Source organism: Roseiflexus castenholzii DSM 13941 (genome assembly GCF_000017805.1).
Taxonomy (GTDB): Bacteria; Chloroflexota; Chloroflexia; order Chloroflexales; family Roseiflexaceae; genus Roseiflexus; species Roseiflexus castenholzii.
Genome location: NC_009767.1, coordinates 1,582,584 through 1,606,221, shown reverse-complemented (window position 1 = coordinate 1,606,221; position 23,638 = coordinate 1,582,584). Strand labels below are relative to the sequence as shown.

Below are 23,638 nucleotides of genomic sequence, written 5' to 3'. Positions count from 1 at the left end.
TCAGCACGCAATGGCGCAGCGAAAGGAGACGATGCTATGTTTACTGTGCGTGGACGCTTTGATGGCAAGACGATCGAGTTGCTCGAACCGCCGCCGGTTGATGAACAAGCCTTTGTTCTGGTGACATTCCTCGAAGGACCGCTGGAAACCGCCGCCGCGCGCGCGAGTCGTCGTGAAGTCAGTGTAGCGATGTTTTCGCTTGATCGCTACGCCGCGCCGCTCAAACAACGGCTGCGCGCCAGCCAGTCATCCGCTGAGGCGCCGCGTCCGTTTACTGTCGGCGAGGTGATGACGCGCAAAATCATCAGCGTCGCGCCCGATGCCACGGCTGCGGAGGCGATCCATATCATGAACCGACATGGCATTACCAGTGTGCTGGTCGAACCTGACTCAAGCGGCGAATGGGGCATTATGACCATGCGCGACGTGCTCCAGAAGATCGTCGCTGCGGATCGCTCGCCGGAAGAGGTCGTCGTTAATGCCCTCGCGTCGCGCCCGCTGGTGTATGTGTCGCCCGATATGTCGTTGCGCGATTGCAGCAAATTGATGATTGATAAGAATATTCGTCGGGCTGCTGTGCGCGAACGGGATCAGATCGTCGGCATTATCAGCGATACCGACATTTTCCAGGTAGTCGAGGAGCGCGGCTGGGGACCAGCGCCTGCCGCTGATGATTGACGGCGGATGAGAGAACCGAGAACCAAGGGTAAGGGGTCGGGCGAACCTTCGCACCGGTCACCCTCAACCTTGCTGCTTTTCTCTCTCTGCGCCTTCGCGCCTTTGTATGATCACTACGTGCAGCGTTGCCGCCTTCACGCCTGCGGTGGTCGCCCCAGAGTCACGAGAGCGCAGAGAGAACCACCCGTCCCCCGGCTTCTACTCGCCATCCATATTGGCGATCATAGCATCAGCGAATTGCGACGTCTTGACTTCTTTCGCGCCGGTCATCAGGCGCGCAAAGTCGTAGGTAACGATTTTCTGCGCAATCGTCTTCTCGAGCGCGCGAATGATCAGGTCTGCCGCTTCGGTCCACCCCAGATAGCGGAGCATCATATCGCCGCTCAGGATAACGCTGCCCGGATTGACGCGATCCAGATTGGCGTACTTCGGCGCCGTACCGTGGGTCGCTTCAAAGATTGCGTGACCGGTGATGTAGTTGATATTCCCCCCCGGCGCGATCCCGATGCCGCCTACCTGCGCCGCCAGCGCATCGCTCAGGTAGTCGCCGTTGAGATTAAGGGTCGCAATCACATCGAACTCCTCCGGTCGCGTCAGCACTTGCTGGAGCGTGATGTCGGCAATCGCGTCCTTGATGAGAATCGCACCGGCAGCCAGCGCCTCGCGCTGCTCGGCGTTCGCCGCCGCCTCGCCCTTTTCGGCTTTGGTGCGCTCCCATTGCGCCCAGGTATAGACGTGTTCACCAAAGGCGCGTTCTGCCAGCGCGTATCCCCAATCGCGGAACGCTCCTTCAGTGAACTTCATAATGTTGCCTTTATGCACAAAAGTGACACTTCTGCGCCGATGGGTGATGGCATACTGAATGGCGGCAGCCACCAGGCGCTCTGTTCCCAACCGACTGACCGGTTTGATGCCGATGCCAACTTCAACCGCGCCTTCATCCCCGCCATCCCCTAGCATGGCGAGAAACTCGCGCACTTTATCACCCGTACCAAAGCGAATTTTCTCGAAGTCTTTCGGAAAGGTCGTGCGAAGGAAGTCGAGCACGCACTGCGCTTCGGGAGTGCCGGCGGCATACTCGATGCCGGCATAGATGTCTTCCGTATTCTCACGGAAGATGACCATATCGACTAATTCGGGGCGCTTCACCGGCGACGGAACCCCTTGAAAATAGCGCACCGGGCGCAAACAGACATAGAGATCGAGCAACTGACGCAGCGCGACGTTCAGGCTCCGAATTCCTTTGCCCACCGGCGTTGTCAACGGACCCTTAATGCCGACCAGGTAGTGCTTGAACGCTTCCACCGTTTCGTCCGGCAACCAGCTGCCTGTCAGGTTGAATGCTTTCTCACCCGCCAGCACTTCGTACCACATCAATTTGCGCCGACCGCCATACGCCCGTTCGACGGCGGCATCGAAGACGCGCACACTTGCCCGCCAGATATCGGGACCGGTGCCATCGCCTTCGACATAAGGAATAATGGGCATATCTGGCACATGAAGGCGCCCGTTCTGGATCGAAATCGGATCTCCCTCGGGCGCACGGTTGCGCGTCGCAGTCATAGCCTCTGGACCTCCAGGTGTGTTAGAACGGTTCCGCGCCATTATAACAGGCTTCACGATGCTCGATGATCGCTCTCGTTGCAACCGTATTTTGACTTGAACTCTGCCATGCCCTTTCATATAATGGTGATGCAGGAGAGAGCATGCTTCCCCAAGAATGAACGTTTTTATCTCCGTATAATCCGCAGGGCAAGGCAAGGTTTGTGCCGACGACTGCGGTTGGTGTGTGGAAGGAACAGGAATGGCGCGCCCATCTTTCGCGCGTCGTATAACGAACGTTTTTCTGACGCTCATCACGATGATGACCGGCATCGTGACAGGGGCATGGAATATCGCCCCCTCCGGCGCCGGGACAGTACGCATCGCTCGCGCCGCGACCACAACGATTGCCGTCACAACCACACGCGATGAGCTCGATGGAGATACGTCCTCGTTTGAAAACCTGATTAACGCACCAGGCGGCGAAGGCATTTCATTGCGCGAGGCGCTCACCGCAGCCAATGCCGAGCCTCCCGGTCCGCCGCTTCGTATTCACTTCGCCATCCCTGAGAGTGATGCAGGCTACAATGCCGGCGCCCTGGTCTGGCGTATTCGCCTGGATTATGCGGCGCTGCCTCCTTTGACGCGCGGCGGGATTGTGATTGATGGCTCGACTCAACCGGGCGCCACACTGGTGTCCCATCCTGTCATCATGCTCGACGGCGCCGACGTGTACGACGGAGCGAACGGACTGAACGGGCTGACCATCGTTTCTGCCGATAATATCATCCGTGGTCTGGCGTTGGTCTCGTTCTGGGATGCCGGTATCGTCATCGAGGGCGCCTCGGCGCACGATAATGTGATCGCCGGGTGCTTTATCGGTGTCCCACCCGAAGGCATCGACTTGGATGGATTTCCAAGCTACAACGGAATCGAGATCCGCAACGGCGCCCACAAGAACCTCATCGGTGGCGACACTGCCGAGGAACGCAACATTATCAGCGGGAACGATTACGCTGGCATTCGCATCGATGGCAGCGCCACGATCAGCAATACCATTGCCGGAAACTGGATTGGCATCGATGTGAGCGGCACACGCGCACAGCGCAATGCCTACTATGGCGTTGTCGTCACCGGTGGCGCGCATGGCAATATGATCGGCAGACCGGGCAACGGCAATGTGATTTCGGGGAATGACCACGGGATCATGATCTGGGGCGCGAGCAAGAACCGCATCGTCGGAAATGTCATTGGTCTCGCGCCAGACCGATCCACGCCGATTGGCAATCGTGAAGGCGGTGTGTTCCTGATTGACGGCGCCGGCCAAAATATTGTCGGCGGCACGACGGTTGCTGAGCGCAATCTTATCTCTGGCAACGGATACGGCATCTTTATCGGTCCATACTATGAGACAACGCCTCGTGTCGCGCGCCTGAACCATGTGCTGGGGAACTACATTGGTGTCGATGCCAGCGGAATCCTTCCACGGGGGAACACGCGAGACGGTATCGCGCTGAACGAATATGTCGAGTCGACGCTTATCGGCGGAGACGCCCAAAGCGCAGGCAACGTCATCGCCTATAATGGCGGGAACGGTGTGACCATCGCCGGTTCTGTCAATCGCATTGCCTATAACCTGATCGGTCTCGGCGCAGACGCTGCAACACCGCTGGGGAACCAACGCCACGGCGTGTTCGTCGTCGGCGATGGCAATATTGTGGGACCATCCAATACGGTTGCGTCCAACCAACTCTCCGGTTTGCTGATCGACGGCGACAGCACATTCGTCTACGAAAACGCCATCCGGCACAATGCGCGATCCGGCATGTGCGTCAAGGGAGATGGCTCGACGATTATCAGCAATACGGTGCGTTTCAACCAGGCGATAGCGGCGCCGTGGGACGGTTTTGATGCCCATCGTGACGACTGTGCGCTGGTGAGCGGGATCGTTCTCTCAGGCACGTCGCAAACGCTGATCCGCAGCAACATCATGAGCGACAATGCAGCATCTGGCGTCATCATCTCCGGCGGGGAGCAGAACCAGGTGTCCGCTAACAGTATCACTGCCAACATCGGCGCCGGCATTCTCCTGCTGAACGGCGCCAACGGAGGCATTGCGCCGCCGACGATCCAGGCAGTCGATCAAACTGAGGTGCGTGGCGTAGCCTGCCGTGATTGTCGTGTCGAGATGTTCGCCGACCCCGAACATCAGGGGCGCGAGTTTCTCGGCGCCGCGCGTGCGTCGCAGGACGATGGCGCCTTCTCGTTCACCATCGCTGGCAACGCCCTTGCGTCGCTTCGTATCACGGCAACCAGCACGGATGCCAATGGCAATACCTCCGCGTTTGCCAACGGGATGGACGTGCCGCCGCCACCCGCCGTCTATACGATCCATCTCCCGCTGGTTCTTCAATAACTCCTGCCCATCCTTACATCGTGAGCGCTTCCTGCGGGCTACGCGCAGTGGCGATGTCGCGCAACGATACGTTCTGCTGCGTCAGTGTCAGCGCCACTTCCGATGAGATACCGCTTAACGTCACGCGACAGCCGAGCAATTTGAGCGCCTGTGCTGCGCTGATCAATGCCTGTGCTACCGCCGTGTCCACCGTCGAGACGCCGGAAATGTCGATAATGACGTGATGCGCGCGCTGATCGTGCGCCACTTTGAGCAGGCGCGCAGTGAACCGCGCCGAGCGGCGGCTGTCCAGATGCCCGACGATTGGCGCGAACAGAACGCCGTTGGCGAGGGTGATTGCCGGGGTTTCGAGGGTAGCGACCAGGTCGAGCAGGCGGCGTTGCTCGTCGAGTTGCGCCTGTTGCGCGGCATTGGCGGCTTCGAGCGCGCGCGCTTGCTCCTCCGTCCGCGCCTGCGCCTGCTCTGCGCGCCTGCGCGCTTCGTCCGCCTGCTGCGCAGTGGCGTTGAGCACCGCGCGCGCCAACAGCAGAATGCCGACCAGCATGACGTAGACAATGAATTCGACCACATTGAGCGCAAAGCCGCTTGTGAACACGCGCGCAATATAGATCGCGGCGGTCAGAGTCGCGCCTGCAATCAGCCACGGCGGGGTAGTCATCGCCAGCGCCAGCGCTGCCGGAAAGAGCAATGCCATCGGGATGCCGACCACGCCATCCCTGGGAAGAGTATTCAGGGCAAAGGCAGCCGTCACCGATACAATGACGATCAAGACATTCGGCGCGTGCGACCACCCGCGAAGATAGGCCATCAGAAGGACCAGATCGATGATCGCTGATATGCCGGGAACCGTAGCCCCGCTTACGCCCTGGTTCAGTCCGAGAAGGATGGAGAACAGAATGTTTCCCCCTGTGACAATCGCCAGCGCCCCTATCGTAACCTGTCGTTGTGTAATCATCATGGATCGCTGCTCCTTACTGCTGCCAGGCATGCGCGTGATGCCCTGGAACATGCGCGGTTCTCTACAGAATGGTACCATTGATGTCAGACGGAGGATTATTGCGATATTGATGCGAAATCATTGCAGAATGGCGATGCGTGAGACGATCAGGAGATGGCCATGCCCGCATATGATGCGGTGATCATCGGCGCCGGACCCAACGGCCTGACCGCAGCGTGTGTGCTGGCGCGCGCCGGAAAGCGGGTGGTGCTCATCGAAGCGCGCGAGACAGTCGGCGGCGGTGTGTCGTCGGGTGAGACGACCCTGCCGGGGTTCATCCACGATCTCGGTTCGGCGGTGCATCCGTTCGGTATCGCCTCGCCTGTGTTCCGCATGTTGGAGCTAGAGCGCTTCGGTCTGCGCTGGATTCAGCCGCCGGCGCCGGTGGCGCATCCGCTCGATGGCGGTCGCGCGGCGCTGCTGGAACGGTCGGTCCGCGCCACTGCCGCCTGGTTCGGGCAGGATAGGATCGCGTATGGGCGATTGATGGCGCCAATGGCGCGTATGTGGGACCGCATCCAGCCGCTGGTGTTGAATCCGCTACGCTTTCCGGCGCACCCGTTCGCCGGAGCGTACTTTGGGGCGCTGGCGCTGCTGCCGGTCACACTGCTGGCGCGAGCGTTCTTCCGCGCAGACGCAGCGCCGGCGTTGCTCGCCGGGCTTGGCGCGCACTCGCTGCTGCCACTGGAAGCGCCGTTGACATCCGCGCCGGCGCTCGTCCTCGGCACGCTCGGTCATGCCGTCGGCTGGCCCATTCCTCGTGGCGGCGCGCAGGCAATCGCCAACGCACTGGAATCCTGCCTGCGCGCCGACGGCGGCGAGATCCGCACCGGATGGACGGTGCGGCATACCGACGAATTGCCGAACGCCAGGGCATACCTGTTCGACACGCCACCGCAGGGATTGATCCAGATTGCCGGCGACCGCCTGCCTGCCTGGTACCGTCGGCGACTGCAACGCTTCCGCCATGGACCGGGAGTGTTCAAACTCGATTATGCGCTCGATGGACTGATTCCCTGGACGAATGCCGCATGTGCGCGCGCAGCGACCGTGCATCTTGGCGGCACGCTGGAAGAGATTGCCGAGTCGGAACGCGCGCCACACTGCGGCATGCATGCCACGCACCCCTATGTGCTTCTGGCGCAGCCAACGCTGTTCGACCCGACCCGCGCGCCGCCGGGGAAGCACATTGCCTGGGCATACTGCCATGTGCCAAACGGTTCAACTGTGGATATGACATCTGCCATCGAAGCGCAGATCGAGCGATTCGCGCCGGGCTTCCGCAATCGCATCCTGGCGCGGCGCGCTATGAACTGCGCCGACATGGAAGCCTGGAACCCCAACCTGATCGGTGGAGACATCAGCGGCGGATTGCCCGACTGGCGGCAACTGATTACCAGACCAACCCTTAGTTTCACACCCTACCGCACCCCGGCGCGCGGCATCTACCTCTGCTCCGCCTCGACGCCGCCGGGACCGGGGGTGCATGGCATGTGTGGCTATCACGCCGCCTGTGTCGCGCTCGCCGACATGGAATGATGGGGTGATCCGTCTTCACCCAGAACCAGGCAGGCTTCGGGAGCGAATTGTACCGTGATCGACGACCCTGGTTGTGGTGGGCGCAACTGTGGATTGTTGAAGAGATCGAGGTGCAGTTTGTTCGCCGAGAGATGGACCTGAACCCGCACAATCGAACCGAGAAACGTCACATCTTCGACGATACCGCTCAGGCGGTTGACCTCACCGTTCATTTGCCCATCAAGCGCAATTAATTCGGGGCGGATGGCAAGGCTGATGGCGTCGCCAGGACGATGCTGCACGAGCGGACGCGCAACGCGGATTGGCCGCCCTTCGATGCTCAGCAGTCCAAGAGCGGCATCGACGACCGTCGCCTGGATCAGGTTGAGCGTGCCGACGAACGATGCAACAAAGCGCGTCGCCGGAAAATTGTAGACCTCGAATGGCGTGCCGATCTGTTCCACCCGTCCGCGGCTCATCACCACAATCCGGTCGGAGAGCGCCATGGCTTCTTCCTGGTCGTGGGTGACGTAAATAGTTGTAATGCCGAGTTGCCGCTGGATCTCGCGGATCTCCTGGCGGAGCGACGCGCGGATTTTGGCGTCGAGCGCCGAGAGCGGCTCATCGAGCAACAGCACCTTGGGGTGAATCGCCAGCGCCCGCGCCAGCGCGACGCGCTGTTGCTGCCCGCCAGACAACTGGTACGGGTAGCGTCGCCCGAACTCTGGCATGTGCATGATCCGCAGAAGTTCCTCGACACGCGCGCGAATCTCGTCCGCCGGACGGCGCGCAATTTTCAGCCCAAACCCGATATTCTCAGCGACGGTCATGTTTGGAAAGAGCGCATACGACTGAAAGACCATGCCGATATTGCGACGATTGGGGGGCATATCGGTGACATCGACGCCATCGATGATGATTCGCCCTGTGGTGGGTTTCTCGAACCCGGCGACCATGCGCAACGTCGTCGTTTTCCCACACCCCGACGGTCCCAGAAACGAAACGAATTCGCCGCGTTCAACGGTCAGATCGAAGTGCTCGACCGCTACCGTAGCGCCAAAACTCTTGCGCACACCGACAATTTCGAGAAACGCCATACGCCCCCCATCAGCGTGGTCCTGCAACACGCGCCTGCGAACCCTGACCGATCCACTGAAGCGCGGCAATCGCCGCCCACGTTAACGCAAAACTGATAATTGCCAGCGCCGACGGTTCGTACACCCGGCTGCTGGCGAGCCGGTTCATGTAGGGACCAAACGCCGGTTGCGCGAGCAGCGCAGCAATCGTGAACTCGCCCATGACGATGGCAAAGGTGATAAACGCGCCGCTCAGGAGCGCAACGTACACGTTCGGAAAGATAACGCGCGCCAAAATCGTAAACCATCCGGCGCCCAGGCTCTGCGCCGCTTCGGTGAGATCGTGAATATTAATCGAGCGCAACCCGGTATCTACCGCTCGATACATGTACGGGAACGATAGAATGACATACGATCCGACCAACAACACCCACAACCCCTCACGGCTATCGGTGAGCGGCGTGCGACTGTAGGTGCGCGCCAGACTGAAGACCAGCACGACCGCCGGGACAACGAACGGCAACAGCGTGAAGAACTCGACGACCGGGCGCAGGCGCGGCAGACGCAACTGCACCCAATATGCCGTCGGCACGATCACCAGCGCGCTGATCGCAATCGTCGCCAGCGCCGTCTGGAGCGAAAACCAGAAACTCTCGACAAACCTGATGTCGTTGAGCACATTCGCATATGCAGCGAAACTTAAATCACCGCGCCGGGCGCGCAGCGAGAAATCGAACGTGGCGTAGAGCGGCACGAGAAAATACGTCGCGCCGACGATGAACCAGAACCAGGACCAGAATCGCTTCAGCATAGTTATGAGCGGAGCCAGCGCGCCGAGAGACGCTGGAGCCAGGTGTACAGACCAATACAAACGCCCATGATGACGATCATTCCCAGCGCAAGGGCATTGCCGAGACCGGGGTTGGCAAGCGCATCGCTGCTGATCTGCGCGCCGATCAGAATAGTAACCACATTGCCCTGACTGCCGCCGCCGGTCAACTGAAAGGCAGTCGCGTGCGCACCGAACGCATTGCCGAACAGCAACACCATTGTGCCAAGGATAGAAGGGAGCAGAATAGGCAACCCGACATAGCGCCAGTAGTGCCACGAGGTTGCGCCAAGGCTCTCGGCGGCTTCGCGCCATTCGCGTCGCATTCCCTCGAACGCCGGACCCATGATCAGCACCATGAGCGGAATCTGAAAGTAGATATAGACAATGCTCAACCCCCAGAAACTATAGAGGCTGAAGGCAGGGTACAGGTTGATCCCGACCGAACGCAGCCATTGCGTGACCACTCCCAGTTGCCCAAGCGTTGCAATGAATGCGAACGCCAGCGGCACGCCGGCGAAGTTCGACGCAACGCCGGAGAAACTGAGCACTGCATCGCGCAACGGGCGCGGCAATCCCCCTATGGTGATCGCATACGCCAACAGCCCGCCGAGCGCCCCTCCGCCAATAGCGGTCACGGCGCTGAGTTGCAGGCTGTACACATACGACGACACAATGAACGGTCGCCCCAATTCCAGAATGTTTTGCAACGACAGGCGACGCTCCTGATCGAGAAAACTCTGTGCAATGATCGACAGTGTGGGCCAGATCAGAAACGCTGCCACGAATAGAAAGAAGGGCGCCACACCCAGCCACGTCCACGAGAAGGCGCGGCGTTCGATGACTGACCGACTCGTTTCTGTGCGGGTTAGTGGCGCCATGGATCACCTTGCACCTTATGACCGATTGTTTGAATCCAGGTGTGCATGCTCCAGTGGGACACGGATGCCCACGGGAGCGACGTTATACCAATGACGATTGAAGATGCCGCATGCTTGTCATTCCAAGCGCAGCGAGGAATCTGAACGGGTCGCGCACGACCCCTCGCGCTGCTCGGGGTGACCATGCCGGATGGTCACAGATCATTGGTATTATACAGGCGAACCGAACCCCCACGCGCACCGGCATCCCCGCCGGAGGATGGACTCAAGCACAGCGCGGGTCTCCCCTCTCCCGCGTGCGGGAGAGAGGCAGGGGGTGAGGGCGCAACAGCGCATCCCATCCGGGGATAACGAATGATCCGTGCCCATCTGTTGCGATTCGTGCAAATCCGTGCGCCCCCGCATCTACTGCACCGTTGCACCAACGACCGTAGGCCAGTTGCTCTTGATCATGTCGAAGGCAGCATTGATCTGACCACCGGTTGGGAACGCCACAGGCGCATCGGTCTTCGGCAATTTGTCGAGTAAATCCTGCGGGATCAACCCGGCTTTGCGCATTGCCTCGAAGCGCGCCGGCGTCGCGTACCCCTTAAGCCAGATCAACTGACCCTCATCGGAGTAGAGGAACTCCATCCAGAGCCGGGCTGCGTGCGGGCGTGGCGCATAGGCGCTGATCGCCTGCACATAGACGCCGGCTAGCGATCCGCTTTTCGGCACAACCACGGCGATGTCGATATTCCCGGCGTTCTGATCGCGGTTTGCCAGCGCATTATAATCCCAGCGCAGCGCGATGGGCGTTTCGCCCTTGGCGATGGTTGCAGGTTTGGCGACAACCGGCAGCAGGTTGCCCGCCTCGTTCAGTTTCTTGAAGAACTCCAGCCCCGGCATGGGATTGTCGAGCGAGCCGCCGTTGCCGAGCGCCGCAGCCCACACCGCGTTGATCGCCTGCCCGGAACCGGTCGGGTCGCCTGCCAGCGCCACCTGCCCCTTATACTCCGGCTTCAACAGGTCCGACCAGTCCTGCGGGATGTTCTGAACCACCTGCGTGTTCACTTCAAACGCCATAACGCCATAGTAGTCGGCATACCAGAACCCTTCGGGGTCTTTCAGCGTCTCCGGGATTTCATCCCACTTCTCAACCTTGTAAGGTTGGAGGAGACCTTCTTTCTTTGCCGTATCGCCCCAGGTGAACCCGACATCGATTACATCGGGCGCCTGTGGGCCCTTGCTGCCAGCGTTGGCTTTGATCGCCTCGATCTCCTGCGCGGAACTGGCGTCGGGATTGAGATCTTCGTGTTTGATGAAGGGATACTTCTCGAGAAATTTCTGCTTCATCTCGCCATAGTTTGCCCAATCGTCCGGCAGCGCAATGGTGGACAGGTTGCCTTCCGCGCGCGCCCGTTCGATCAACTTCTCTATGCCGCCGGCATCCGCAGCGGTCAATGGACCAGGTGCAGGCGGCGATGGGAGTTGGGCAGGTGCGGTTGCTTCGGCTGCGGGCGCCGTGGTCGCAGCCGGAGCGGTCGTTGCTGCCGGGGCTGTTGGAGCAGCCTGGCCACAGGCGGCAAGAATGGCGCCTGCACCGGCGCCAACCGCTGCACGCAGAAAAGCCCGGCGCGATCGGCGCCAGTCTCTGGTTTCGGCACTCACGTTTTTTCTCCTGGCAATTTCAGAGGACATCTACAAGGCGCGCTGCACAACGGAGAACCGATGCTATCGGACGACAGGCATCGTTTGAGCAGACTTGCACAGTGTAATGACAGCACGCCGGTACAATGTAGGCGAAAAACATCAAGACGCAGTGATTCCCATGTAAAGAACGCATTAAGATCGTGTCAACGTTCTCTTATCTTATAACGTTGACAGGCGTATCTATCCCTTTTATACTGCCGCGCGCTAGCTTTGTATCCGAAGCGAATCTTATGATGGCACACCTTCACGACCTTTTGCGAACCCTCTGCGATCCCGCGCACCTGCCGCGCGCCAATCCGGCGATCACTGCCATCGTCTACGACTCGCGCGCGGTGATGCCCGGCGCATTGTTCGTGGCATACCGCGGTTTTCACACCGATGGGCATCTCTACATCCCGCAAGCCATTGAACGCGGCGCAGCCGCCGTCGTCTACGAAGACCCGGCGTGGGACGGACGCATACCGGTTCCGGCGTTGCGCACACCCAATGCGCGTGCTGCGCTTGCGCCGCTCGCAGCGGCATTCTATGGCTACCCTGGACGACAGATGCGTGTCGTTGGCATCACAGGCACCGACGGAAAAACAACAACGACCTTCCTGACCAGCGTGGCGCTCGAAGCCGGTGGCGCTGTCACCGGGCTGATGGGCACAGTGGATTTCAAAATCGCCGGGCGCCTGTGGGCGAACGATTCGCGCCAGAGCACGCCGGAAGCGCCAGAAGTACAGGCGCTGCTGCGCGATATGGTGCATGCCGGTTGCGCGTATGCGGTTGTTGAGGCGACATCGCATGCGCTCTCGGCGCGCTGGAACCGGCTTGCCGGTTGCGCCTTCGATATTGCAGTATTGACGAATGTGACGCAGGAGCACCTGGATTTTCACGGCACGGTCGAACAGTATCGCCGCGATAAGGCGCGCCTGTTCGAGATGCTGGCAGAGTTTCACGACGATGCTACGCCGTTCAAACAACGCAAGATCGCCATTGTGAACGCCGATGATCCGAATCATCGCATGTTCCTCGACGCCGCCCCACCCTATGCCGAACGATTGACCTATGCCATCCACGCCAATGCCGACGTGTGCGCCCGAAATGTCCGTTCAACCCGTGATGGTCTGATGTTCCGCGTGACAACGCCGTGGGGCGCTGCCGATGCGCATCTGCGACTGACCGGCGATTTCAACGTTTGGAATGCGCTGGCGGCGCTGACCGTCGCATGCGCCGAAGGCGTACCGCTCAGTGTATGCCTTGCGGCGCTCGAACGTGTGCCCGGTGTGCGCGGGCGCATGGAACGGATCGAAATGGGGCAACCGTTCACCGTGCTAGTCGATTACGCTCACACTCCCGGGGCGTTCGAGAAATTGATGCGCATTGTGCGCCCGCTCACCGATGGGCAACTGATCGTCGTCTTCGGCAGCGCCGGAGAACGCGACCGCGCCAAACGCCCGTTGCAGGGAGAGATTGCCGGGCGCTTCTGCGACCTCGTTGTGCTGACTGATGAAGACCCGCGGCTTGAAGATCGCGAGGCGATCATTGCCGAAATCGCGGTCGGTGTGGAAGCAGCCGGCAAACGGATTGGCGAGACCTGCCTTTGCATCCCGGATCGCGCCCACGCCATTCGCACTGCCTTTGCGCGCGCCCGTCCCGGCGATATTGTCCTGCTCCTGGGCAAAGGTCACGAAGGGAGCATCATTTACGGCACAACACCAATGCCCTGGAACGAAGCGGCAGAAGCGCGGCGCGCCTTAGCAGAACTCGGTTTTGGTGCGTCGCCTCCATTTTGAACAATTTTTCTTGACAAATTGCAAATATAAGGGTACTCTTACTTATTGTATGAGTGCATCAAACAGCGCCATCGAATTACGGTCGGTCAGCAAGTGGTTTCAGCGCAACACCCCTGCGGTTCATCAGGTGTCGTTGCAGGCGCCGCGTGGAGCGCTCCTCGCGCTGCTCGGACCAAGCGGCTGCGGGAAGACCACCACGCTCCGCCTGATCGCCGGTCTCGAAATACCCGATACCGGGGAAATCTATCTGGCAGGCGCGCGCGTCGCCGGCGGCGGCGATTGGACGCCGCCAGAGCAACGGCGGGTAGGGATGGTCTTTCAGGATTATGCGCTCTTTCCCCACCTGACGGTGCGCGAGAATGTGGCGTTTGGTCTCAACGGACGTTCCACGCGAGAGCGCGCAGCGCGCGTCGGTGATCTGCTGGCGCTAACCGGGCTTGCCGACCTGGCGGATCGGTACCCACATCAACTGTCGGGCGGGCAACAACAGCGCGTGGCGCTGGCACGCGCCCTGGCGCCCGATCCACAGGTTATCCTGCTCGATGAGCCATTCTCGAACCTCGATGCCGTACTGCGCAAGGCGACACGCGAAGAAGTGCGGCGCATTCTGCGGCAATCGGGCGCCACTGCGGTGTTCGTCACCCACGATCAGGAAGAAGCGTTCAGCATCGCCGATATTGTCGTGGTCATGCGCAATGGCGCTATCGAGCAGATCGGCGCGCCTCACGAGATCTATCTGCGCCCGTCGACACGCACCGTCGCCACATTCGTCGGCGAGGCGAACTTCGTTCCGGCGCGCGCCTCTGGACGTTGCGCTGAGTGCGTGCTCGGCAGCGTGCCGCTTGCTGCGCCGCGCAATGGACCGGTCGAAGTGATGGTGCGCCCCGAGGCGCTCGACCTCTGCCCGGACGCTGCCGGTTGCGGGCTGATCGAAGAGATTGTCTTCTTCGGGCACGACCAGTTGATCGGCATTCGCATGTGCGATGGCACGCTCATCCAGGCACGCACCGGTCCCAGGATCGACATCACCCCCGGCGCGCGAGTCGCCGTCCGGGTGCAGGGTGAGGCGGTCGCGTTTCCGTATGATGAGAACCGAGAACCGAGAACCAAGAACTGAGAACTGAGAACCGGGGGTCAGGGATCAAGGGTTAGATCGCCTGTCTTCACCTTTCACCTTCAACTCTTCCACTCAGCGCTTTCGTGCCTTTGTGCGATCATCGCTTTCAACCTGTAACCTACCGTCAGACTTTCATTCGCACCTGTAGCCTGTAGATTAACCACAGAGCCACAGAGGGCACAGAGCGAACCGCCTATGATCCGCGCCTCCCTCGCCGCGCGCTGTGCCAGCGCGTCGGAGCCACAGAGGGCACAGCGCGAACCGCCTATGATCCGCGCCTCCCTCGCCGCGCGCTGTGCCAGCGCGTCGGAGCCACAGAGGACACAGCGCGAACCGCCTATGATCCGCGCCTCCCTCGCCGCGCGCTGTGCCAGCGCGTCGGAGCCACAGAGGACACAGCGCGAACCGCCTATGATCCGCGCCTCCCTCGCCGCACGCTGTGCCAGCGCGTCGAAGCCACAGAGGGCACAGAGCGAACCGCCTATGATCCGCGCCTCCCTCGCCGCACGCTGTGCCAGCGCGTCGAAGCCACAGAGGGCACAGAGCGAACCGCCTATGATCCTTCAACCTTTCACCTCCCCTCGTACCTTTGTAACACAACAGTCAAACTTTCCCTCTTTCCTGTCCCCAAGACCCTTCAGATCGGAACACGCGCAAACAGGGGCAGAGGGCGTTTCACCAACGTCTTCCCCAGGCGAAGCAAAGGTTGATTGGCGGTCGAGTCCTCAAGGGTCGGGAACGTTCAACGTGCAACATTCAACGTGCAACGACCTCACGCCACCTTCAAACTTCAACCGCCTCTCTTAGGAACCGGATCTTCTCCTGATTCTGGAACGTGCCGCCGCCTTCGTGCTGGTTGTACCGGTAGACACGGATCTCTTTCCGACCGGCGTAATAGTTGTAGGCGGCGTAGACAGTCGATGGCGGGCACACATCGTCCATCAAACCGACCGAGAAGAGGGCTGGCGCCTGCGCTCGCGCGGCGAAATTGATCCCGTCAAAGTAACTCAATGTCTGAAATACCGCCTCGACCCGATCACGGTGTACTTTGCAATAACGCGCAATCTCGAAGTATGGGTTCGAGTCGCTGATCTCAGTGGCGCGGCGGTAGTGGCAGAGAAATGGCACATCCGGCATAGTCGCCCGGATGTCGTGCATCAGGCCGGCAACAGCAATTGCGATCCCGCCTCCCTGACTGCCGCCGGTCACCGCAACGCGCCGGGCATCGACTGCCGGATGCGCGCGCGCCGCCTCGACCGCGCGCACGGCGTCGGTAAAGACCCGGCGATAGTAATAGGTGAAAGGACTGGCGATCCCGCGAGTCATGAAGCCGGGATGGTGCGGATTCGAGCCTTCCGGCTCGGGATCGGGCGTGTCGCCCTTGAGCCAGGCGCTCCCCTGCCCACGTGTGTCCATGACCAGGTGCGCATACCCGGCTGCACTCCAGAGCAACCAGTCTGTTGGAAAGCCGCGCCCGCCGCCATACCCGATGTACTCCACCACGCATGGCAACGGACCGGAGCGGTGGCGCGGCAGCAGCAGCCATCCTTTGATCGGTTGACCGCCATAGCCGCGAAAGGTGACATCAAAGGTTTCGACGGTTGCCAGCCCGGCGTCGCATGGTTCAAAGCGCGCATCGAGCGGATATGCGCGCGCCTCATCGAGCGTCATTCGCCAGAATGCGTCGAAATCGGGCGGTTCCTCACGCGGCGGGCGATACTGCTGTAACTCATCGAACGAGAGATCGAAGAACGCCATGTCGGTCTCCTCTTGCTACAACGATGTCGCTGCATTATAGCGCAGCGGCGCCTGCCCATTCTTCCAGGCGCCATCCTGCGCATTCCGGCGATGCCGAATGATGCATTCGCCGGTATGATTCATCTGGACGACACAATGATGGGATGCCCGAAGCACATGGGAGCGCCGGCGAACTCACCCGCAACGTGTCGTCAATCCGGGCACATGCGCCTCAAACCAAAGTTCTAAGGAGAAAGACCATGACCTCCCCATCTGGCGCTGACCTGATCAGCGCCCTTTCGAACCAGATGGCAGACGCCGTTGAACGCATTCGCCGCTCCCTGGTGACCGTCAACGGCAGACAGCGCCAGGCTGCAAGCGGTATCATCGTCGCACCTGACGAAGTGCTGACAGCGGACCACGTGCTCGAGCGCGACGATGACCTGACGATTCAAACCGACGATGGCCGCACGCTGGCGGCGCGTCTGGTCGGACGAGACCGGACGAGCGACCTTGCGCTTCTGCGCATCGATGGACTCGGCGGCGATACCGCTGCTCAGGCTGACGCACCTGCGCGGGTTGGTCAGTTCGTTCTTGCCGTCGGGCGACCTTCTCCGGGCGGACCAATGGCAAGCCTGGGGGTTGTGAGCGCGGTCGGTGGACCGTTGCGCACCCGACGCGGCATGATCGAGCAGGTGATCCAGACCGACGCCACTCCCTACCCTGGCTTCTCTGGCGGCGCACTGATCGATGTGACAGGCGCGGTGTTGGGGCTGTTCACCACCGGACTGATCGGCGGTGTGGCGCTGGCAATTCCGTCGCCGTTTGCCTGGCGCATCGCGCACACCCTGGCGCATCAGGGGCATGTCCGACGCGGCTTTCTCGGCATTAGCAGCCAGCCGGTCACCATTCCGCCGGGGCAACGCGCCGGACGCACTCAGGAACAGGGACTGTTGATCGTGCGCGTCGAGCCGGATAGCCCGGCATATCACGCCGGACTGCTCATCGGCGACATTATGGTCGGTATCGATGGCGTCGTGCTGAACGACACCGACGACCTCCAGGCTGTATTGAGCGGCGATCGCGTTGGCGCGACCGTTTCGGCGGAAATCATTCGCGGCGGGACGCTGGTCACCCTGCCGGTGACGATTGGCCAACGCAAAGGTGCATAGATGATGATGCATGGGTTTTATCATACTTCTGGCATCGCTGCCGGCTTTGCCGATCTTGCCGAACGCTCTCGGCGGAGCGTCGTGCATCTGCTCAGCGCAGGCAGGGGCAGCGGAACAGGCGTGGTCTGGCAAATTGGCGGCGTTGTCCTCACCAACGATCACGTGGTTGCCGGAGCAGGCGGTATGCTGCGCGCGCAAACACTCGACGGGCGCGACCTGCCGGCGACGGTGATGGCACGCAGCCAGGACCTCGATCTGGCGTTGTTGCGCATTCCAGTCGATGATCTCTTGCCTATCACGGTCGGCGACTCGACGCGACTGCGGGTTGGTGAACTCGTCTTCGCAATTGGGCATCCATGGGGGCAACCGTGGGTCGTGACCGCCGGCATCGTCAGCGGGTTGGGCGAAGCGGAGGCACGCAACGGTCAGCCGATAGCCTTCATCCGTTCCGACGTGCGGCTGGCGCCGGGCAACTCGGGGGGACCACTCCTCGATGCGCACGGTCAGGTCATTGGGATCAACGCGATGGTTTTCGGCGGCGATCTCTCGGTAGCGATTGCCAGCCACGTCGTCGAGTCATGGCTCAACGGCGCGCAGGGACGGCGGGTGCGCCTCGGCGTCGGGGTGCAGCCATCGCCGCTACCGACGGGATTGTTGAACGGGCGTGCGCATGGGCTGTTAGTCATCAGTATCGAGCCTGGCAGTCCAGCAGAACAGGCAGGGTTGATGGTCGGCGACTTGCTGCTCCACGCCGATGCGGTATCACTGGAGCGTCCGGAAGACCTGCACGCGGCGCTCCGGCGCACAGCGGAAGCAACAGTACGCCTCCGCCTGCTGCGCGCCGGCGCTATCCGTGTCATCGACGCGCCCCTGGACAGGGCAGTACAGGAACCATGATTCGCGTCCTGATCGTCGCTCCCACGCCGGCGCTGCGTGCCGGGTTGCGCGCACTGCTCACCGCAGCAAACGTCGAGATCATCGACGCCATCGGATCGCTCGTTGATCTGTCAGGCATTGCCGCCGACATCGACGTCATCCTGGCGGCGGACGAAAGCGTGCTGGCCGACGCCGATCAGGTGCTGGCAGAGGAGCCGCGCTATGCAGCGCTGCTCCTGAGCGACGACCCGCGGCAGGCGGACGTCCTGCGCGGCCTGCCGTTGACTGCATGGGGCATCCTGACGCACGATGTCGGCGCGGCGGAACTGGCAGCGGCGCTCCATGCCGTCGCGCAGGGGCTGATCGTCCTCGCGCCGAACCTGGCGGCGCGTCTGCTTCAGGCGCGTCAGTCGCCCGTCGAAGAGCCGACCGGCGAACCGCTGACAGCGCGCGAACGCGATGTGCTCGAACTGGTGAGCCAGGGGTTATCGAACAAACAGATCGCCCAGAAGTTGCACATTAGCGAACATACCGTCAAGTTTCACCTGTCATCGCTCTTTGCCAAACTCGGCGTTTCAAGTCGCACCGAGGCGGTCAATCGCGGTGCGCGCCAGGGGATCATCACCCTGTAACGACGGGATGTGCTCTGATCGGTGCGAATCGGTCTGAATCCGTCCAAATCTTTGTTCCGCAGGCGATCCTGCGCCATCAGGAGCGGAGTCGGCGCAGGATCGCCGTCAGACGGTCGTAGTCATCGCTGAGGAGCGAAGCGATTTCGCGCCCGGCGCGCACCAGAAAGGCGTGTGCATCGCCAGAGACGCGGGCTGCAATACGAAGAGCCGCTGCTAGCGCCTCATCGCCGGGTATCTGTGGCGTAAACAGCACGGTGCGGAAATAATCAACCGCCTGATTGAAGCGCGTCACCTCATCGGCATCACACTCGTAGACGCTATAATGCACCGGCGGCGGTTGCGGCGGCAAAAACTGACGGATTTCACCATGCTCCACAAAACCGACAATCACCGCAGAAAACTCGGTCTGTAACACTTCCGCAAGGTCGGGATGCTCGCGGTAAATCTCAGCGTCGTACACCGCGCGCCCGGCATACGTCCTCCCGCGCACGACCGCGCGCGCGCCAAAATCGCGGCTGCCGGTGCGAATGTCGTAGACCAGACCGTAGATTGCCATTGAGTCATCACGTGCCTGTGCGCGCACCAGCGCACCGAACGGTGGCGCCTTCAGCAACTCGTAAGCGCCTGCCGTGAATTTTGTGCTGGTCGCCTCAATCACTTCTGCAATACGCACCGGCATTTTTCCGCTCCTCCTCGGGTACAGGAGGTTTCACGCTGCCAGGCAGTATATGCCCACCCCACGCCCATGTCAACTTGCAAGGTTCGGCAAGTGCTGGTATAATATCGTCAGTCGGGGCCGCGAGGAGTTCGGGCCGACGGAAAGATCAGGCCCCATCGTCTAGCGGCCTAGGACGCCACCCTCTCAAGGTGGAGATCGCGGGTTCGAATCCCGCTGGGGTCACCACAAATCATACGGGCCCGTGGTGTAGCGGTTAACATGGAGCCCTGTCAAGGCTCAGAGCGCGGGTTCGAATCCCGTCGGGCCCGCCAATCACGGCGGCAAAAAGGCTCACAGTCGTGAGCCTTTTTGATTCCTCTGCACGTCACTCTTTCAGAATATGGTATAGTACGCTCGCTCCGTTTTCTGCTATCAGCAGCCGATGTGAGAAGGAAAGAGGAGAAAGGATATGTCCATGCCCACGATCTCGCGGCGCACGTTTGTGAAGACGATGGCGGTTGGATCGGGAACAATCGCCTACCTGGCGACGGCGCTGACGGTGCACGGCGCCGGTCCAGAGGTCTACACGCTGCGCATTGTCCACACGAACGATCATCACGCACGCATCGAGCCGGTGTTCAGTGGCGCCAACCCCGTCCATGGCGGCGTTTCGCGGCGTAAGACGCTGATCGATGCCATTCGAAACGAAGGCGGCAATCAGTTGCTACTCGACGCTGGCGATGTGTTTCAGGGCACGCTCTACTTCAACCAGTACCGCGGGCTGGCAGACCTTGAGTTCTACAATGCACTCAAGTACGATGCCATGGCGATTGGCAACCACGAGTTCGACATCGGGCAGGCGCCGCTGGCGGATTTTGCGCGCGGCGCAACTTTCCCGCTGCTCAGCGCCAATATTCAGGTCGATCGCTCGTCGCCGCTCTTTGGTCTCATTAAGCCGTGGGTCGTCGTCTGGGTCGGTGGTCAACCCATCGGTATCATTGGCGTGACCACCGAAGACACGCCGGTGCTCAGCAATTCCGGTCCTGGCGTCAGGTTCACCAACTATATCGATGCAGTGCGCCTGGGGGTTGAGTCGCTGCGCCGCGATGGAGTCAACAAGATCATTGCGCTGACCCACGTCGGCATTCAGGCAGACCGTGAACTGGCGCGGCGTGTCGATGGTTTGTCGGTCATCATTGGCGGGCACAGCCACACGCCGATGGGTCCGATGGTCAATCCGCAATCACCTGATCGACCCTACCCCGAAGTCATTGCCTCACCCTCGCGCAAGCCGGTGATCGTGGCGCACGATTGGGAGTGGGGGCGCTGGCTTGGCGACCTGACGATTGGCTTCGACGCCAACGGCGACATTACGCGCGTGGTTGCAGGGCGCCCCACCGAAGTGTTGCCCGCGATCAATCCTGATGGCGGTTTCGAGAACCGGATCAGAACCTTCAAAGGTCCTCTGGATCAACTGCGCGCGACACCAGTTGGCGAAGCGCGCGTGGCGCTCAATGGCGCTCGCGCCGATGTCCGCTCGAAGGAAACCAACCTGGGGAACCTGATCGCCGATTCGATGCTGGCGAAGACGGCGCCGGCCGGCGCGCAGTTGGCCATTATGAACGGCGGTGGTATCCGCACCAGCATACCTGAAGGACGCATCACCCTTGGTCAGGTGCTCGAAGTCATGCCATTCGGCAACACCCTTGTGCTGCTGACCCTTACCGGCGATCAGGTCAAGGCAGCGCTGGAGAATGGCGTCAGTCAGGTGGAACAGTCCGCCGGGCGCTTTCCGCAGGTCAGCGGTATGCGTTATAGTTGGAACGCTTCGGCGCCAGCCGGGAGCCGCATTACCGGCATTCAGGTCTCTGATGGAAGAGGCGGGTTTGTGGCTATCAATCCGAACGCGACATACCGCGTGGTCGTCAACAACTTTATCGCTGGCGGCGGAGACGGCTACAGTGTGTTGCAGCAGGGAACGAACAGGGTGGACACCGGCTTTCTCGATGCCGATGTGCTGGTGGAATACCTCCAGGCGCGTTCGCCCGTCAGTCCGCAGGTCGAAGGGCGCATCGTGCAGAATGGCACGCTGCCAGGCGCAGCCGCGTCAGCCCCGGCGCCAGCCGAAATGCCGGTGGCGTTGCCGCGCACCGGCGGCGAGTCGTTGCCCGCGTGGTTGCTGGCTCTGGCGGCAGCCGGAGCGATTGGCGGCGGTCTACGGCTGCGTGAGCGCGCTGCGCGCATGGCAACCGCCGATGAACACGAACCCGTCACCGTCAACCAGTAGGGGCGCGCCTGCGGCGCGCCCACGTCCACGCCCACCCGTCGGTCGGGGCGCGCTCACGTCCACCCGTCGTCGGTCGAGGCGCTGCGGCGCGCCCACGTCCACGCCCACCCGTCGGTCGGGGCGCGCTCACGTCCACCCGTCGTCGGTCGAGGCGCTGCGGCGCGCCCACGTCCACGCCCACCCGTCGGTCGGGGCGCGCTCACGTCCACCCGTCGTCGGTCGGGGCGCTGCGGCGCGCTCACGTCCACGCCCACCCGTCGGTCGGGGCGCTGCGGCGCGCCCACGTCCACGCCCACCCGTCGGTCGGGGCGCTGCGGCGCGCTCACGTCCACCCGTCGTCGGTCGGGGCGCTGCGACGCGCCCACGATGCGCGCCCACACGCGCCGGTTGTCCATTACAGGCAGGAAAGAGGCAGAGCGGTAAGGTTGAAGGTGGCCGGAGAATCAGCACAGATTAAATCCGGCGACCTACCCCCTGACCCCCAGGTCCTGGTTCTCAGTTCTCGGTTCTCGGCTCTCGACTCTTACACAAGGAACGATTATGACTACCGCTGACATCATCGCCGCCGAACAGCGTTATCTGCTGCAAACCTATGCCCGACCAGGCTTCGTGATCGAACGGGGTGCAGGGTGCTACCTCTACGATAGCGAGGGTCGCCGGTATCTCGATTGTGTGGCAGGCATCGCCGTCAATGCGCTCGGCTATGGCGATCCCGATGTGGCGCGCGTCATCAGGGAGCATGCCGACGGCATCATTCACCTGTCAAACCTGTACCATTCACGTCCTGCCGTCGAATTGGCGCAGACCCTGGTCGAGCATACGCCTTGGGCGGATCGGGCGTTCTTCTGCAACAGTGGCGCGGAAGCCGTCGAAGGCGCGCTCAAATTCAGCCGCCGCTATGCGCGCGACATCCACGGCGAGAGCAAAACAACCATCGTCGCATTCACCGGTTCATTCCACGGGCGCACGATGGGTGCAGTGGCGGTCACAGCACGCGAGAAGTATCGCCAACCATTCGAACCGGTGATGCCAGGAGCGCGCTTCGTTCCCTTCAACGATAGCGCCGCTGCCGCCGCTGCTATTACCGACGATGTGTGCGGTGTCATCATCGAGCCGGTGCAGGGCGAAGGCGGTCTCAGCGTGGCGACGCCGGAGTTTCTGCATACACTACGCGAACGGTGCAATGCGGTCGATGCGCTCCTGATCTTCGACGAAATCCAGTGCGGCATCGGACGCACCGGCGCCCTGTGGGCGCACGAACCATACGGCATTACACCTGACATCATGACGATTGCCAAACCACTCGGGGGCGGTCTGCCGATTGGTGCAATCCTTATGCGCCAGAAGGTTGCGCAGACGATCCACGTCGGCGATCACGGCACGACGTTCGGCGGCGGTCCGTTCGTCACAACGGTTGCGCGCACCGTGTTCCACAAAATTGCCAATCCAACCTTCCTCGCGCACGTGCGCGAAGTCGGCGACTACCTTGGCGAGGCGCTGAACGACCTGAAGGCTGCCCATCCCGGCATTGTGCTGGAAGTGCGCGGGCGCGGTCTAATGCGTGGCGTCGTTATCGGCGGTCCCGCCGGTGCGGTGCGCGAGGCGGCGCACGGTGAAGGACTGCTGATCGCCACAGCCGGCGACGATGTGTTGCGCCTTGTGCCGCCTCTGATCCTCACCCGTGCGCAGGTGGACGAAGCGGTCGAAAAACTGACACGCGCGCTTGATGCAGTGCGCTGAACGCCGATCCGT

Annotated in this window: 19 protein-coding genes and 2 tRNA genes; 12 read left to right on the top strand and 9 right to left on the bottom strand. The window is 61.5% G+C overall.

All coding sequences use genetic code 11. The annotated features are described in order from the left end of the window. The first annotated feature begins 36 nt into the window (after positions 1 to 36). A complete protein-coding gene (locus RCAS_RS06330) occupies positions 37 to 678 on the top strand; it encodes a CBS domain-containing protein (protein WP_012119769.1) in 642 nt (213 codons plus the stop codon). A gap of 198 nt (positions 679 to 876) precedes the next feature. Here RCAS_RS06330 and icd read toward each other — a convergent pair whose 3' ends face one another. Next, on the bottom strand, positions 877 to 2,241 hold the full coding sequence (gene icd, locus RCAS_RS06325) for an NADP-dependent isocitrate dehydrogenase (protein ID WP_012119768.1): 1,365 nt from the start codon (positions 2,239 to 2,241) through the stop codon (positions 877 to 879). Positions 2,242 to 2,482: 241 nt separating this feature from the next. On the opposite strand from icd, the gene RCAS_RS06320 reads away from it, so the two are divergent. Next, a complete protein-coding gene (locus tag RCAS_RS06320; protein WP_012119767.1) occupies positions 2,483 to 4,636 on the top strand; it encodes a right-handed parallel beta-helix repeat-containing protein in 2,154 nt (717 codons plus the stop codon). 13 nt (positions 4,637 to 4,649) lie between these two features. Here the strand turns inward: RCAS_RS06320 and RCAS_RS06315 are convergent, their stop codons facing one another. Further along, the gene (locus RCAS_RS06315; protein ID WP_012119766.1) at positions 4,650 to 5,594 is read right to left on the bottom strand and encodes an STAS domain-containing protein; all 945 of its coding nucleotides are present in this window, start codon (positions 5,592 to 5,594) and stop codon (positions 4,650 to 4,652) included. A 159-nt stretch (positions 5,595 to 5,753) separates the two neighbouring features. On the opposite strand from RCAS_RS06315, the gene RCAS_RS06310 reads away from it, so the two are divergent. After that, positions 5,754 to 7,172 (top strand): phytoene desaturase family protein, encoded by a 1,419-nt coding sequence (locus RCAS_RS06310; RefSeq protein ID WP_012119765.1) that lies wholly within the window; start codon positions 5,754 to 5,756, stop codon positions 7,170 to 7,172. On the opposite strand, the gene RCAS_RS06305 is transcribed toward RCAS_RS06310, so the two are convergent. The 4 genes from RCAS_RS06305 to RCAS_RS06290 form a co-directional block, all read right to left on the bottom strand. Then, the gene (locus tag RCAS_RS06305) at positions 7,136 to 8,248 is read right to left on the bottom strand and encodes an ABC transporter ATP-binding protein (RefSeq protein ID WP_012119764.1); all 1,113 of its coding nucleotides are present in this window, start codon (positions 8,246 to 8,248) and stop codon (positions 7,136 to 7,138) included. The two genes, RCAS_RS06310 and RCAS_RS06305, sit on opposite strands and share 37 nt — an antisense overlap. A 10-nt stretch (positions 8,249 to 8,258) precedes the next feature. Further along, positions 8,259 to 9,038: an ABC transporter permease gene (locus RCAS_RS06300; protein ID WP_012119763.1), complete on the bottom strand. Its 780-nt coding sequence runs from the start codon at positions 9,036 to 9,038 to the stop codon at positions 8,259 to 8,261. A gap of 2 nt (positions 9,039 to 9,040) precedes the next feature. Then, on the bottom strand, positions 9,041 to 9,937 hold the full coding sequence (locus tag RCAS_RS06295) for an ABC transporter permease (RefSeq protein WP_012119762.1): 897 nt from the start codon (positions 9,935 to 9,937) through the stop codon (positions 9,041 to 9,043). A gap of 405 nt (positions 9,938 to 10,342) precedes the next feature. Continuing rightward, complete coding sequence (locus tag RCAS_RS06290) at positions 10,343 to 11,587, bottom strand: ABC transporter substrate-binding protein (RefSeq protein WP_012119761.1); 1,245 nt, start codon at positions 11,585 to 11,587, stop codon at positions 10,343 to 10,345. Positions 11,588 to 11,859: 272 nt separating this feature from the next. Here RCAS_RS06290 and RCAS_RS06285 point away from each other — a divergent pair, with 272 nt between their 5' ends. Further along, a complete protein-coding gene (locus tag RCAS_RS06285; RefSeq protein ID WP_012119760.1) occupies positions 11,860 to 13,407 on the top strand; it encodes a UDP-N-acetylmuramoyl-L-alanyl-D-glutamate--2,6-diaminopimelate ligase in 1,548 nt (515 codons plus the stop codon). Between the two features lie 49 nt (positions 13,408 to 13,456). After that, positions 13,457 to 14,524 (top strand): ABC transporter ATP-binding protein, encoded by a 1,068-nt coding sequence (locus RCAS_RS06280; protein WP_012119759.1) that lies wholly within the window; start codon positions 13,457 to 13,459, stop codon positions 14,522 to 14,524. Positions 14,525 to 15,307: 783 nt separating this feature from the next. Here RCAS_RS06280 and RCAS_RS06275 read toward each other — a convergent pair. Further along, positions 15,308 to 16,282, bottom strand: a complete 975-nt coding sequence (locus RCAS_RS06275) for an acetylxylan esterase (RefSeq protein ID WP_012119758.1) — start codon at positions 16,280 to 16,282, stop codon at positions 15,308 to 15,310. A 239-nt stretch (positions 16,283 to 16,521) separates the two neighbouring features. On the opposite strand from RCAS_RS06275, the gene RCAS_RS06270 reads away from it, so the two are divergent. From RCAS_RS06270 to RCAS_RS06260, 3 genes are read left to right on the top strand one after another with little or no spacing between them, the layout of a single operon-like run. Next, the gene (locus RCAS_RS06270; protein WP_012119757.1) at positions 16,522 to 17,433 is read left to right on the top strand and encodes a S1C family serine protease; all 912 of its coding nucleotides are present in this window, start codon (positions 16,522 to 16,524) and stop codon (positions 17,431 to 17,433) included. Next, entirely contained in the window at positions 17,434 to 18,330 is an 897-nt protein-coding gene (locus tag RCAS_RS06265; RefSeq protein WP_012119756.1) for a S1C family serine protease, read from the top strand. Continuing rightward, positions 18,327 to 18,941: a helix-turn-helix transcriptional regulator gene (locus tag RCAS_RS06260; protein WP_012119755.1), complete on the top strand. Its 615-nt coding sequence runs from the start codon at positions 18,327 to 18,329 to the stop codon at positions 18,939 to 18,941. The genes RCAS_RS06265 and RCAS_RS06260 overlap by 4 nt, the downstream gene beginning before the upstream one ends. A gap of 76 nt (positions 18,942 to 19,017) precedes the next feature. On the opposite strand, the gene RCAS_RS06255 is transcribed toward RCAS_RS06260, so the two are convergent. Beyond that, on the bottom strand, positions 19,018 to 19,620 hold the full coding sequence (locus RCAS_RS06255; protein ID WP_012119754.1) for an HAS-barrel domain-containing protein: 603 nt from the start codon (positions 19,618 to 19,620) through the stop codon (positions 19,018 to 19,020). A 148-nt stretch (positions 19,621 to 19,768) separates the two neighbouring features. Between RCAS_RS06255 and RCAS_RS06250 the strand changes: the two genes are divergently transcribed. The 3 genes from RCAS_RS06250 (at position 19,769) to RCAS_RS06240 (ending at position 21,886) form a co-directional block, all read left to right on the top strand. Then, positions 19,769 to 19,845: transfer RNA gene (locus RCAS_RS06250), tRNA-Glu, on the top strand. Positions 19,846 to 19,855: 10 nt separating this feature from the next. Beyond that, positions 19,856 to 19,931 (top strand) — tRNA-Asp (locus RCAS_RS06245). A gap of 143 nt (positions 19,932 to 20,074) precedes the next feature. Then, complete coding sequence (locus RCAS_RS06240; protein WP_049768799.1) at positions 20,075 to 21,886, top strand: bifunctional metallophosphatase/5'-nucleotidase; 1,812 nt, start codon at positions 20,075 to 20,077, stop codon at positions 21,884 to 21,886. 53 nt (positions 21,887 to 21,939) lie between these two features. Here the strand turns inward: RCAS_RS06240 and RCAS_RS24950 are convergent, their stop codons facing one another. Beyond that, complete coding sequence (locus tag RCAS_RS24950) at positions 21,940 to 22,266, bottom strand: hypothetical protein (protein ID WP_157042570.1); 327 nt, start codon at positions 22,264 to 22,266, stop codon at positions 21,940 to 21,942. Between the two features lie 160 nt (positions 22,267 to 22,426). On the opposite strand from RCAS_RS24950, the gene RCAS_RS06235 reads away from it, so the two are divergent. After that, on the top strand, positions 22,427 to 23,626 hold the full coding sequence (locus RCAS_RS06235; protein WP_012119751.1) for an aspartate aminotransferase family protein: 1,200 nt from the start codon (positions 22,427 to 22,429) through the stop codon (positions 23,624 to 23,626). The last annotated feature ends 12 nt before the right edge of the window (positions 23,627 to 23,638 follow it).